This window comes from Porticoccus sp. GXU_MW_L64 (assembly GCF_052983295.1).
This window is the reverse complement of sequence record NZ_JBRKJK010000007.1, coordinates 175,889-187,989: the sequence shown is the minus strand read 5'-3', so window position 1 is coordinate 187,989 and position 12,101 is coordinate 175,889. Positions and strand designations below refer to the sequence as shown.

The following is a 12,101-nucleotide window of genomic DNA, read 5'->3' as shown; positions in this document are numbered from 1 at the left end:
AGATCCTTCGCTTACGCTCAGGATGACACACTCGCTCGATCTGCTCGTCACCCGTTACATTTTTATTTCAAAAATGTGACAACCCAACAACTCCCCCATATACTGCCGCTCAAATCAAAGGAGGCCATCATGTCCAACCCTTTTGCCAACTTATTCGGCAAGTCACCCATCAAGCCCTTGCAGGAACATATGACGGCGGTGGTGGACTGCGCTCAGTATTTGCGTGCCTTTCTGGACGCCACCATTGCCAGCGACTGGAAATCGGCGGCCAACCTGCATGAGGAAATCGGCAATGCCGAACACCGCGCCGACGAACTGAAAAAGCAGCTGCGCCTGCACTTGCCAAAAAGCCTGTTTATGCCCATGTCGCGCTCCGACTTGTTGGAGTTGTTGTCGGTACAGGACCGAGTGGCCAATGCCGCCAAGGATATTTCCGGCCTGATGCTGGGGCGTCAGATGGTGATTCCCGAACCACTGCAAGCCAAAATGAAGGAGTTTGTGGTCGCTGCCATCGCCGTTGCCGAGCAAGCCCTGAAAGCCATTAACGAACTGGATGAGCTGCTGGAAACCGGCTTTGGCGGCGGCGAGATCGACTTGATCGAACAGCTGATTGAACGCCTGGATGAGTTGGAAGACACCACCGACGGCCTGGAGCGTGAGCTGCGCCAAAAACTGTTCGCCCTGGAGAGCGAGCTGCCCCCGGTGGAGGTGATGTTTCTGTACCAAACCATCGGCGGTATCGGCGCCATGGCTGACCAGGCCGAGCGCGTTGGCGGCCGTCTGCAGTTGCTACTTGCCCGCTAACACCTACCTGATCAACAGAATAAACAAGGGGTTTCGCTGTGGAAATTCTTACTGAATACAACACTATTTTGCTGGTTCTGGTATGTGCCTTTGGCTTCTTTATGGCCTGGGGCGTAGGTGCCAACGATGTGGCCAACGCCATGGGCACCTCGGTGGGTTCCAAAGCCCTGACCATCAAGCAGGCGATTATTATCGCCATGGTGTTTGAGTTTGCCGGTGCTTACCTGGCCGGCGGCGAAGTTACCAAAACCATCCGCAAGGGCTTGATCGACGCCGATGTACTGGCGGGCAGCCCGGAGCTGTTGGTGTTCGGCATGATGTCAGCGTTGCTGGCGGCGGGCACCTGGCTGTTGGTGGCCACCATGCGCGGCTGGCCGGTGTCCACCACTCACTCCATTATCGGTGCCATTGTCGGTTTTGCCGCCGTGGGTATCTCGGTGGATGCGGTGAAATGGGGCAAGGTGGGCAGCGTAGTGGCCAGCTGGGTGGTGGCCCCGGTACTGGCGGGCACCATTTCGTTTATTCTGTTCCGCAGTGTGCAAAAACTCATTCTTACCCAGCAAGACCCCTTCGCCCGCGCCAAAAAATACATTCCCATTTACATGTTCGGCGTCGGCTTTTTGATGGCCATGGTGACCATCCTCAAAGGCCTGAAACACGTATTCAAGAGTGAAGGCATCAGCTTTTCATTTGGCGAAGCGGCGCTGTGGGCGGTGGTAATCGGAGTTATTGTGGCCTTTATTGGCAAGCTGCTGCTTAACCGGGTACACCGGGACGAGCCCGCCGAGCAGGAAAACCGCTTTGCCAGTGTGGAAAAAGTATTCGCGGTGCTGATGATATTTACCGCCTGCGCCATGGCCTTCGCCCACGGTTCCAACGATGTCGCCAACGCCGTGGGGCCACTGGCGGCGGTGGTGTCTGTATTGAACAGCGGCGTGGTGGAAGCCAAAGCCGTTATGCCGCCGTGGATTCTGCTGCTGGGTGCCAGTGGCATTGTGGTGGGCCTGGCCACTCTGGGCTTTAAGGTAATGGCCACCATCGGCAAAAAGATTACCGAACTCACCCCCAGCCGGGGCTTCGCCGCCGAACTGGGCGCTGCGGGCACGGTGGTTGTGGCCTCGGGCACCGGCTTGCCGGTATCCACCACTCAGGTATTGGTGGGGGCGGTACTGGGCGTGGGCCTGGCGCGGGGCATCGGCGCACTGAACCTGCGCGCCATCGGCACCATTTTTATGTCCTGGGTGGTCACCCTGCCCGCCGGTGCAGGGCTGGCGATACTGTTCTTCTTCCTGTTTAAAGGGATATTCAGCTAGCGTCATCCTTCGCCGCGTTCAGGATGACAACCGGGTTTTCAACATGTCCTCCACGCCTCTGCCCTGCGCTATCCACGATCACCTGGAACTGGCCTGCATTGCCGGGGCAGAGTTGCGCATGGAACTGCGCAGCGGCGAAGCGGTGGTGGCCACACCCATCACCACTGAAACCCGCCCCGACAAAACCGAATGGTTGCTGTGCCTAAGCGGGGTAGAAATCCCCCTGAACCAATTAAAAGCCTTTGAACCCACCGTGCAGAACGCCCTGTTTGCACGGGTGGAGGTCCCCTAGGGGGCTATTTAGCCAACGGCGGGCAGGGCATTTGTTCCATGCGCTCAATGGCAATTTGCTCCACCGGCACGTCAGACATGCCAAGGGGGTGAGCACCGGTTTCGGCAATGCCAATGGCATCGATCACCTCCATGCCGGATACCACTTCACCAAACACCGTGTAGCCCCAGCCATCTTCGCCACCCCTGTGGTCCAGGTGGCTGTTATCCACCAGGTTGATGTAAAACTGGGCGCTGGCGGAGTGAGGATCCTCCCCCCGCGCCAGAGCCAGAGTGCCGCGCTTGTTGGCCAGGCCATTGTCGGACTCGTTGGTAATTTCGGGGCGGGTTTCTTTCAGGGCCATGGTCAGGTCGTGGCCGCCGCCCTGAACCATAAAATCCTTGATCACGCGGTGAAAAACCGTGTTGTCATAGTGCCCCGCATTCACATAATCCAATATGTTTTGCGCCGATACGGGGGCTTTTTCGGCGTTGATCAACAAACCCACCGGTCCCTTGCTGGTGGTCATATTCAGGCAAAAATTCTTGCCGCCGTGTTCTGTTAACGGCTTGTATTCAGCGGAGCAGGCCGCCAACAGCAGAGCCGCAGCTGCGGGCATCAATGGCTTCATCTGTTTTCCTCTGGTTCTGTTTGGTTAATTTGCAATTCGCTTTGGTCCGACACTTCGTTGTACACCGCTTCATCCAGCAAGCCGTTGCGCTTGGCAACGATGGTGCTCACCGCACAGTCACCGGCAATATTGACGCTGGTGCGCAGCATATCCAGCAGCCGGTCTACCCCCAGAATCATGCCGATGGCCTCGGCGGGGAGCTGCAATTGTTGCAGCACAATGGCCAGCATAATCAGCCCCGCTGAGGGCACAGCAGCGGTGCCCACCGATGCCAGGGTAGCGGTAATAATCACCGTCAGGTAGGCACTGAAGCTCAAATCCACACCGTACACCTGGGCGATAAATACCGTGGCCACCCCCTGCATAATGGCGGTGCCGTCCATATTGATGGTGGCCCCCAGGGGGATGGTGAACGATGCCACCCGGTTATCCACCCCCAGGCGGCGCTTCACCACGTTCATGGTCACCGGCATGGTAGCGGCGCTGGACGAGGTGCTGAACGCCGTGATCATGGCCGGGCGCACGTTTTTCACAAACCTCAACACATTGAGGCCGGTAAACAGTTTCAAAATGCCCGGATAGGCCACACAGAAATGCAGCACCAACGCCACAACCACCGCGACCACATACAGCCCCACTTTGGCAAACTCCGACCAGCCAAACAAACTGAACTGTTTGGCTAACAGGGCAAATACGCCGTAGGGCGCCAGGTGGATAATGAGGGTGATCATCTTCAATACCACCTCGTTAATGTCCTGGAATGCCCGCAGCACCCGCCCACCAGCAGCGCCGGCCATGGACAGTGCCACCCCCAGCAAAATACAGAACACAATCACTTGCAGCATTTTGCCATCGGCCATGGCCTGCACCGGATTGGTGGGAAACATGCCGACGATGACGTCTTTCAGGCCGGGGGCGTTTTTGGTGTCCCAGGCCTCAAAAGCAGCGCGATCAACCCCGGCGCCGGGGTTGATGACATTGGCCACCAGCAAAGCGATGGCGACGGCAATGGCGGTGGTCATCAGATACAGGCCCAGCGTGCCCCCCGCCAACCGCCCCATACGGGCACTGGCACCCATTGCCGCCGCACCGCAGGTGAGGGAAAAAAACACCACCGGAATCACCGCCATTTTCAGGCAGGCGATAAAAATGGAGCCCGCCGGGTCGAATACTCCATCCACCAGCCAGAATTCCCCGGCACTGGCCAGCCAACCGGCGCTGGCCGCACCATTAATGGCCACGCCAACAGCCATGCCTGCGATCATGCCAATAAATATTCGTGTGGTGAGTGTCATGGGAGTGTTCCCTGTTAGTGAGCTAAAACCATACCTGTCATCGCGAAGGAGCGAAGCGACTGCGGCGATCTCCAACCTGGCACTCCGAAAGTCAGGAGATTGCCACGTCGCTACGCGACTCGCAATGACGTGCTCTACAGACCAACCCGAGGCACAAACTCCGGCAGCGGCGTCAGTTCGCCTGTCTGCTGCCAGCCATTGCGCCGAGCCTGCTGCGCCAACGCCTCGATGCGTTCGTCACCAAGAGGGTGAGTCGCCAGAAAGGTGGCCCATGCCTCAGGGTCGCCGTGAGCCTGTATCAATACCTCAAACAACTCTGTACTGCCACCGGTGTGACCGTAGGTATTATTCAGTGCCAACAGGCCATTTTCATCGGCGGCGTGCTCCTGGTTGCGGCTGAATTTCAACAGTGTCAGGTTGCTGCCAAGCCCCACTACCCAACTGCTCAACTGACTGTCGGAAAAACCACTGATGGCGGCCAGGGCCGTGGTTACCACCACACCACGGCCAAGCGACATCAACGGGTCGCGATGGCGCACATGGGCAATTTCGTGGGCCATCACCATGGCCAGGGCATTTTCGCTGGGGAGCTTTTCCAGCAAGCCGCGATGCATCAACACATGGCCACCCAGAGTAGCGGCGGCGTTCACGGTATCATCGTCCACATAGTGAACAGTGATCGTCATGCCCTCTGGCAAAGGCGCGTTAGCCACCAGTTTATCCGCCAATTCTTGCAGGTATTGTTGGATTTGCTGATGGCGCGGGGACGGCTCGGAAACAGGCAGCTGGCTGATTACCTGCTGCGCCAATTGCCGCTCCACCGAAAACGGCACAAACTTGACCAGCCACCCGGCCAGCAAACTCAACAGCAAAACCACCGCCAGGGTAATGGCCCCAACCGTAGCCAGCATCCAGGCAAATTCTTTCAGCGGATGCTGTTTCGACACATTGATGCCTTCCGGCACCTGGGGATTTTGGTATTCCAATATTTGCCAAATTTCCTGTGCTTTGCCTGTGGGCATGTGTACCTGGTGGATTACGCTTGCGCTAACCCACCCTGCACCTTAACCCCGGACGGCCATAGGTTGGGCATCGATCTGTTTGGGCGCCACCAGAGCAGTGCCATAGGCAAACACTTCCACACTGCCCACCTGCTGTTGCTCGCCCTTGGAAATGGAAGCGGTTTCCAGCCTGACGTTAAAAATCATCTCCGCCCCCAGCTGCCGGGCCTGTTCTTTCATGCGCAGCAACGCCTCGCGCCGGGCCCGTTCCACCAGGGTTTCGTAGGCACTTACCCGGCCCCCGAGCAACGCCCGCAGACCCGCCATCACCTGTTTGAAGTAATCCACCGACACCACCACATTGCCGGACACCAGTTGAGCATTGGCAACGTCCATGTCCGCTGGCGGCGTCTTGGCGCTAAATGTCAGGGTATCTGCATACTGGCGCTCTCGCTGGATAATGGACTTGAAGTGGCGCCGCTCGGCCATACGGCCAAAGAAATACCCCAAAAACAGCAGCGCCAGAAAGCCTATAAGGTTTTCCATGGCTACTGCTCCTCAACCACCACCGCCGTGCCGTACACAAACAGCTCCGCAGCACCGGCGGCCACCGACGAGGTGGAGTAGCGCACATTGATCACCGCGTTGGCACCAATGGCCTCCGCCTGGGCCTGCATGCGCTGAGTGGCTTCTTCGCGGGATTCGGTAAGCAAATCTGTGTAACTTTTCAGCTCACCACCAAACACATTCTTGAAGCCGGCGAGAATATCCTTGCCCACGTGCTTGGCGCGCACAGTGTTGCCCTGCACCATACCCAGATGTTTGACGATGGTTTTGCCCGGTACGGTTTCAATATTGGTAATAATCAAGGTTCCTTCTCCTGTGTTGTCGATGCCCTGATGATGCAGCCTTACTGAATCCCACGCAACTGTATCCAGCCAGCGGCAAGGTCGTTAAAATGCCGCTTTCACTGTGGATTGCCCCGTGCCTGTATCCCGATTTTCCAACAAACTGTTCCACCGCGAACCCGCCTGGCGCAGCTACCGGCGCGTACCCCGCAACAGCATTCCACAGTCCCTGCGACCCTGGTTGCTGGACCAGGGGTCGCTTACCGAACGCCTGATCGCCGCCAGCGACAATTGTTTTCGGGTACAAGTGCTCAATCAACGCTGGCAACTGCCCCGGCTGTCGGAGTGCCGCCTGTTAAACCTGCCAGGCCGCCACCACGCCCTGGTGCGCGAAGTGATTCTGTATGGCCGCGACCAGCCCTGGGTATACGCCCGCAGTGTACTGCCCATCACCACCCTCACTGGCCGCTTGCGAGCCATGCGGCAACTGGATAACCGGCCACTGGGGGCACTGCTGTTCAACGACCCAACCATGAAACGCACCCCCATGGAAATTGCCTGCCTGACCGCCGGCAACAGTGTGGTGCCGGCACAACTGGGGGAATTGCAACATCCGCTATGGGGGCGGCGCTCGGTATTTCGGCTGGACAGCAAACCGCTGATGGTGAGTGAGATATTTTTGCCGGCTTTCCCTGGATATAAGCCGGGGTATGACTAGCCCCCGCTAATTTTACGCGCTTGAACTCACCGTTAATGGCCAATTGATGCCCGTGCTTTTATCATAGCGGCCAATTCAACATTCCCCGCTGCCATGAACCAACCCCTAAAACACCGCCTGCCCCACTTCCTGCGCCTGATGCGCTTTGACAAACCCATTGGCACCTTGCTGTTGCTGTGGCCCACGTTGTGGGCGTTGTGGTTGGCGGCGGGGGGCTTTCCCGACTGGGATGTACTGGTGATTTTTGTACTGGGGGTGACGCTGATGCGGGCGGCGGGCTGTGTGATTAACGACTACGCCGACCGCCATATCGACGGCCATGTACAGCGCACCGGGCAGCGCCCCATTCCCAGCGGGCTTGTCGCCCCTCGCGAAGCACTGCTGCTGTTTGCCGGGTTGCTGTTGGTGGCATTTGTACTGGTGCTGTTTACCAATGGTTTGACGGTACTGCTGTCGCTGGGCGCTGTTCTGCTGGCGGCCAGTTACCCCTTTATGAAGCGTTACACCCATTTGCCCCAGGTGGTGCTGGGGGCGGCTTTTGCCTGGGCAATTCCCATGGGCTTTGCCGCACAAACCGGGGAATTGAACCCGGCTCTGTGGGCGCTGTACGCCGGTGTCGTATTGTGGACGGTGGCCTACGATACTTTTTACGCCATGGTGGACCGGGACGATGATGTAAAGCTGGGAGTAAAGTCCACGGCAATTCTGTTCGGCGACCAGGATCGCGCCATGATTTTAACGCTGCAAATTCTCTGCCTGTTGGCACTGTTGCTCACTGGCAAAAACTTCGACCTGGGCGCCTGGTTTTACGGCGGCGTGGCAGTGGCCGCGTTGCTGTTTATGCATCAACAGAAGTTGACCAGAAACCGTGACCGGGACGCCTGCTTCAAGGCATTTCTGAACAACAATTGGGTGGGTGTTGCGGTGTTTGTTGGTTTGGTGCTGGACTATCAGTTGTAGACCTCTGTCGTTCTGAGCGCCGCGACAAACCTTTTACTGCTGCGACTACCGAGACCCTTCGCTGCGCTCAGGGTGACAGGAGAGCAGGCGGCTTGTAAATCTGGCTTTTATCCCCATATTCGTACTTCACACGGCGACTCCCCAGCAAAGGCTATTCCTATGTCAATTCAAACGAACTCCGTAGTTTCCATCCACTACACCCTTACCGACGACGACGGTGTGGAGCTGGACTCCTCCACAGGCGGCGAGCCACTGGTGTATCTGCACGGTGCCGGCAATATTATTCCCGGTCTGGAAAGCGCTCTGTTGGGCAAGGCCACTGGCGATGAGCTGAAAGTGGAAGTGGCACCCGCCGAAGCCTACGGCGAATATCAGGACGGGTTGGTGCAGTCGGTGCCGCGCAATCTGTTTGGCGAAGACCAGGAAGTACAGGTGGGCATGCGCTTTCAGGCGCAGACCGACAACGGCCCCATGTCGGTGGTGATCACCGATGTCAGTGACGACACCGTCAGCGTAGACGCCAATCACCCGCTGGCGGGCAAAACTCTGCACTTTGACGTGGCCGTTGCCGAACTGCGCGACGCCACCGAGGAAGAGCTGGCTCACGGCCACCCCCATGTGGGCGGCAACTGCGGGCATTGAGCGTTGTCCCAGACTCAAACAGTCACCTGTCACCCTGAGCGCAGCGAAGGGTCTCGACGCTGACCCGGCCTACGCTCAGGATGACAGGGTCTCATGACACAACACCCCCACCCCTGTAATATTGCTGTCACACTGCCGTCATCTAATAGCCTTGGTTTGTTATTTACAGGTGGAGTTATGCAACAGGCGACCATTCTCGTGGTGGACGATGAAGCCCCCATTCGCGACATGATTGTGATGGCGCTGGAAGTGGCGGGTTACAAATGCCTGCAGGCGGCCAATGCCCAGGATGCCCACGGGCTGATTATCGACGAGCGCCCCGACCTGGTGCTGCTGGACTGGATGATGCCCGGTACCAGTGGTATTGAGCTGGTACGCCGCCTCAAGCGCCAGGAGCTGACCAACCGGCTGCCGGTGATCATGCTCACCGCCAAGTCCGACGAGGACAACAAGATCCAGGGCTTCGACTCCGGCGCCGACGACTACATCACCAAGCCCTTCTCCCCCCGCGAGCTGATTGCCCGCATCAAGGCGTTGCTGCGCCGCAGTGGGCCGGAAGCGCCGGAAGAACCCATTGCCATCGACGGCCTGTTGTTCGACCCCATCAGCCACCGGGTGAGCATCCATGACGCGCCCATTTCCATGGGCCCCACCGAATACCGCCTGCTGGAGTTCTTCCTCACCCATCAGGAGCGTGTGTACAGCCGCGACCAGATTCTCGACCACGTGTGGGGCGGCAACGTGTATATGGAGGAGCGCACCGTCGACGTGCATATCCGCCGCCTGCGCAAAGCACTGAGTGTTGATGGCCACGAACGTTTCATTCAAACTGTGCGCGGCGCAGGCTACCGTTTTTCCACCAAGGTAGCCGAGCAGAGCTGACAACCACCGCCACTACCTATCGGCACCTTGGGGAGTCCCCGGCTTGAAACGAAGCCTGCACACCGAAATCCAGCGTATTGTGTTATTGCTGATTGGCCTGTTGCTATTCGGTTATTTCAACGGCCACTTGCTGATTACCCTGCTGCTGGGCTGCCTGGGATACATCGCCTGGGGATTTATCAAGATTCAGCAGATTTACCGCTGGCTCGACAATGGCGCTCGCGGCCTGCCGCCAGAAGCCACCGGTGTGTGGGGGGATATGTCCGACAGCCTCTACCGGCTTCACAAACGCGTGTTGCGCAGCCAGCACAATCTTCGATCCCTCACCATTCGCATTCAGAAAATAACCGACGCCCTCAGCGACGGCATTTTGATTCTCGACCGCAACCGCGCCCTGGAATGGTGGAACCCCTGCGCCGAGCACTTGCTGTCACTGCAACCGGGCGACCGCTATCAACCCATTGTCAATCTGGTGCGCGAACCCGATTTTGTGGAGTTTATCCAGCGACAGGAATTTGGCGAGGCCGTGGAAATACGCGCCCCCGGCAGTATTACCCGCATTCTCGCTTGCAGCGCCGCAGCCTTTGGCAACGACGAAGTGGTGCTGGTGGTGCGCGACATCACCCGGTTGCGCAATCTGGAAGAAATGCGCAAGGAATTTGTCGGCAATATCTCCCACGAACTGCGCACCCCGCTGACGGTGATCAGCGGCTACCTGGAGAACCTCACCCAGCTGGACGACACACTGCCGAAGCCAGTCAGCCGCGCCATGGAACAAATGGGCCAGCAAACCAAACGCATGCGCAGCCTGGCTGACGACCTGGTGATGCTGTCGAAGCTGGAATCGCTGGAGCGGCACGCGGGCAAAAAAGTAGCCCCACTGGAGCCCATGCTGGAACAGATTGTCACCGACGCCGAAGCGCTCAGCGAAGGCAAACACCGCATTACCCTGCACGGCGGTAAAGGCCTGGCCCTGCGCGGCAAACGCTCACAACTGCACAGCGCCGTTTCCAACCTGGTGTTCAATGCCGTGCGCCACAACCCGGAAGGCTGTGACATTGCTATTCGTGTGGAGAACAACGACACCACACTGCACATTGATGTCGAAGATAACGGCATTGGCATCGACCCGACTCACCTGCCGCGCCTGACCGAGCGCTTTTACCGCGTGGACGCCAGCCGCACCTCCAGCTCCGGCGGCACCGGTCTGGGCCTGGCCATCGTCAAACACGTGATGCTGCGCCACGAAGGGTCGCTGGAGGTCGACAGCACCCTGGGCAAGGGCTCGGTATTCAGCTGCCGGTTTCCGAAAAGCCGGGTGGTGGGATAAAAAACTGCGCTCGATTTAACATACCCCGGGTTTCGCTACGCTCCACCCGGGCTACAGGGAATTTTCTTAACTATCCCGATTCTGAAAGTACTCCTGGGTACCATGACTGCTGATGGCTTTTGAGATGCGCCGCAAGGCCACCGCGTAGGCCGCGTTGCGCAGTGCTACGCCCTCCGCCTGATGCACCGCCCACATCTTGTCAAATGCCTCGGTGAGAGTTGCGAGCAGGCGTTCGCGCACTTCTTCCAGGCTCCAGGCCCAGCCCTGGCGGTTTTGCACCCACTCAAAGTAGCTGACAATCACACCGCCGGCGTTGGCCAACACATCCGGCACGACCCGGGTTCCCTGCTGTTCCAGCACTTGGTCGGCAGCGCTTTCGATGGGCCCATTGGCCACTTCCACAATCACCGGAGCCTTGATTCGCTGGGCATTGCCTTCATTGATAACCCCTTCCAGGGCCGCTGGAATCAGCAAATCCACATCCAGCTCCAGCAGCTCTTCGTTGCTGATACGCTGATGCTCCTGCAGGGTACAGACCGAGCCATCGCAATACACCGCCTCCAGCTTGCGCTGTTGCTGTTTGTGTTGGTACAGGCTTTCAATGTCGAAGCCCTGCTGCGAATAAATACCGCCTTTGGAATCGCTGATGGCGACAACCCGGTAGCCTTCGGCGTGCAACAGTCGCGCCACGTGATAACCCGCATTGCCAAAACCCTGCACCGCAACGCGGATGTCTGCGGGTTTCCAGTTGAGTTTTTCCGCCAGTTGTTTGGTGACAATAAAAGCACCGCGGCCGGTGGCTTCGTCGCGCCCAAGGCTGCCCCCCAATTCAATGGGCTTGCCGGTAATCACACCGGGGGCTTTCTGGCGCTGGATACGTTCGTACTCATCCGCCATCCAACCCATAATGCGGGCGTTGGTGTACACATCGGGGGCGGGAATATCCCGGCTCGGGCCCACCACATCCACCATGGCGCGCATGTAGCTGCGAGACAGCCGCTCCAGCTCCATGGGCGACAGGGATTTCGGATCCACAGTAACCCCGCCCTTGCCGCCGCCGTAGGGAATATTGGCCAGCGAGCACTTGATGGTCATCCACAGTGCCAGCGCCTGCACTTCCTCCAGGGTAACGCCGGGGTGGTAGCGAATACCCCCCTTGGTGGGCCCCAATGCGGAGTTAAAGCGGCAACGGTGGCCCACAAACACTTCGGTGCGGCCATTGTCCATACGCACCGGCAGAGCAGCGGTAACCGTTTGCTCCGGGTAATTGAGGGCCTGCAAGACTTCCAGGTCAATACCGGCTTCCATTCCCAGGCGATTGAGGCGGGATACTGCGTCTTTGAATACATCCATTGAAATCTCTCCATAGTGATTTTTGTTATTGGTACGACCGTATAGTTTATGCA

At 58.3% G+C, this 12,101-nt stretch carries 14 protein-coding genes; 8 read left to right on the top strand and 6 right to left on the bottom strand.

The window, feature by feature from the left end:
- The first annotated feature begins 129 nt into the window (after positions 1-129).
- Genes ACVBEJ_RS07500 through ACVBEJ_RS07490 form a run of 3 tightly spaced genes read left to right on the top strand, consistent with a single transcriptional unit; the run spans position 130 to position 2,409 of the window.
- Positions 130-804 (top strand): TIGR00153 family protein, encoded by a 675-nt coding sequence (locus ACVBEJ_RS07500; protein WP_447128995.1) that lies wholly within the window; start codon positions 130-132, stop codon positions 802-804.
- 38 nt (positions 805-842) lie between these two features.
- The gene (locus ACVBEJ_RS07495; protein WP_447128994.1) at positions 843-2,117 is read left to right on the top strand and encodes an inorganic phosphate transporter; all 1,275 of its coding nucleotides are present in this window, start codon (positions 843-845) and stop codon (positions 2,115-2,117) included.
- A gap of 43 nt (positions 2,118-2,160) precedes the next feature.
- Positions 2,161-2,409: a Rho-binding antiterminator gene (locus ACVBEJ_RS07490; protein WP_447128993.1), complete on the top strand. Its 249-nt coding sequence runs from the start codon at positions 2,161-2,163 to the stop codon at positions 2,407-2,409.
- 4 nt (positions 2,410-2,413) lie between these two features.
- Here ACVBEJ_RS07490 and ACVBEJ_RS07485 read toward each other — a convergent pair whose 3' ends face one another.
- The 5 genes from ACVBEJ_RS07485 to ACVBEJ_RS07465 all read right to left on the bottom strand — a co-directional run bounded on the left by ACVBEJ_RS07485 (position 2,414) and on the right by ACVBEJ_RS07465 (position 6,184).
- Complete coding sequence (locus ACVBEJ_RS07485) at positions 2,414-3,019, bottom strand: peptidylprolyl isomerase (RefSeq protein WP_447128992.1); 606 nt, start codon at positions 3,017-3,019, stop codon at positions 2,414-2,416.
- Positions 3,016-4,314: a dicarboxylate/amino acid:cation symporter gene (locus ACVBEJ_RS07480; protein WP_447128991.1), complete on the bottom strand. Its 1,299-nt coding sequence runs from the start codon at positions 4,312-4,314 to the stop codon at positions 3,016-3,018. Before ACVBEJ_RS07480 ends, ACVBEJ_RS07485 begins: the two co-directional genes overlap by 4 nt.
- A gap of 134 nt (positions 4,315-4,448) precedes the next feature.
- The gene (locus tag ACVBEJ_RS07475; protein WP_447128990.1) at positions 4,449-5,336 is read right to left on the bottom strand and encodes a M48 family metallopeptidase; all 888 of its coding nucleotides are present in this window, start codon (positions 5,334-5,336) and stop codon (positions 4,449-4,451) included.
- 42 nt (positions 5,337-5,378) lie between these two features.
- Positions 5,379-5,861, bottom strand: a complete 483-nt coding sequence (locus tag ACVBEJ_RS07470) for a YbjQ family protein (RefSeq protein ID WP_447128989.1) — start codon at positions 5,859-5,861, stop codon at positions 5,379-5,381.
- Between the two features lie 2 nt (positions 5,862-5,863).
- Positions 5,864-6,184 (bottom strand): YbjQ family protein, encoded by a 321-nt coding sequence (locus tag ACVBEJ_RS07465; protein ID WP_447128988.1) that lies wholly within the window; start codon positions 6,182-6,184, stop codon positions 5,864-5,866.
- Positions 6,185-6,299: 115 nt separating this feature from the next.
- Here ACVBEJ_RS07465 and ACVBEJ_RS07460 point away from each other — a divergent pair, with 115 nt between their 5' ends.
- The 5 genes from ACVBEJ_RS07460 to phoR all read left to right on the top strand — a co-directional run bounded on the left by ACVBEJ_RS07460 (position 6,300) and on the right by phoR (position 10,695).
- On the top strand, positions 6,300-6,881 hold the full coding sequence (locus ACVBEJ_RS07460; protein WP_447128987.1) for a chorismate--pyruvate lyase family protein: 582 nt from the start codon (positions 6,300-6,302) through the stop codon (positions 6,879-6,881).
- Positions 6,882-6,974: 93 nt separating this feature from the next.
- Positions 6,975-7,841, top strand: a complete 867-nt coding sequence (ubiA, locus tag ACVBEJ_RS07455; RefSeq protein ID WP_447128986.1) for a 4-hydroxybenzoate octaprenyltransferase — start codon at positions 6,975-6,977, stop codon at positions 7,839-7,841.
- Positions 7,842-8,000: 159 nt separating this feature from the next.
- A complete protein-coding gene (locus ACVBEJ_RS07450) occupies positions 8,001-8,483 on the top strand; it encodes an FKBP-type peptidyl-prolyl cis-trans isomerase (protein WP_447128985.1) in 483 nt (160 codons plus the stop codon).
- Between the two features lie 177 nt (positions 8,484-8,660).
- Positions 8,661-9,365, top strand: a complete 705-nt coding sequence (phoB, locus tag ACVBEJ_RS07445; protein ID WP_447128984.1) for a phosphate regulon transcriptional regulator PhoB — start codon at positions 8,661-8,663, stop codon at positions 9,363-9,365.
- 43 nt (positions 9,366-9,408) lie between these two features.
- Positions 9,409-10,695 (top strand): phosphate regulon sensor histidine kinase PhoR, encoded by a 1,287-nt coding sequence (gene phoR / locus ACVBEJ_RS07440; RefSeq protein WP_447128983.1) that lies wholly within the window; start codon positions 9,409-9,411, stop codon positions 10,693-10,695.
- 66 nt (positions 10,696-10,761) lie between these two features.
- On the opposite strand, the gene ACVBEJ_RS07435 is transcribed toward phoR, so the two are convergent.
- Entirely contained in the window at positions 10,762-12,048 is a 1,287-nt protein-coding gene (locus ACVBEJ_RS07435; RefSeq protein ID WP_447128982.1) for a Glu/Leu/Phe/Val family dehydrogenase, read from the bottom strand.
- Positions 12,049-12,101: the final 53 nt, after the last annotated feature.

Bases quoted from the DNA above. Each gene is read 5' to 3' on its own strand.
- ACVBEJ_RS07500 (WP_447128995.1), top strand. From the start codon at position 130: ATGTCCAACCCTTTTGCCAACTTATTCGGCAAGTCACCCATCAAGCCC.
- ubiA (WP_447128986.1), top strand. From the start codon at position 6,975: ATGAACCAACCCCTAAAACACCGCCTGCCCCACTTCCTGCGCCTGATG.
- ACVBEJ_RS07485 (WP_447128992.1), bottom strand. From the start codon at position 3,019: ATGAAGCCATTGATGCCCGCAGCTGCGGCTCTGCTGTTGGCGGCCTGC.
- ACVBEJ_RS07435 (WP_447128982.1), bottom strand. From the start codon at position 12,048: ATGGATGTATTCAAAGACGCAGTATCCCGCCTCAATCGCCTGGGAATG.
- ACVBEJ_RS07470 (WP_447128989.1), bottom strand. From the start codon at position 5,861: ATGGAAAACCTTATAGGCTTTCTGGCGCTGCTGTTTTTGGGGTATTTC.
- phoB (WP_447128984.1), top strand. From the start codon at position 8,661: ATGCAACAGGCGACCATTCTCGTGGTGGACGATGAAGCCCCCATTCGC.
- ACVBEJ_RS07450 (WP_447128985.1), top strand. From the start codon at position 8,001: ATGTCAATTCAAACGAACTCCGTAGTTTCCATCCACTACACCCTTACC.
- ACVBEJ_RS07490 (WP_447128993.1), top strand. From the start codon at position 2,161: ATGTCCTCCACGCCTCTGCCCTGCGCTATCCACGATCACCTGGAACTG.
- ACVBEJ_RS07475 (WP_447128990.1), bottom strand. From the start codon at position 5,336: ATGCCCACAGGCAAAGCACAGGAAATTTGGCAAATATTGGAATACCAA.
- ACVBEJ_RS07480 (WP_447128991.1), bottom strand. From the start codon at position 4,314: ATGACACTCACCACACGAATATTTATTGGCATGATCGCAGGCATGGCT.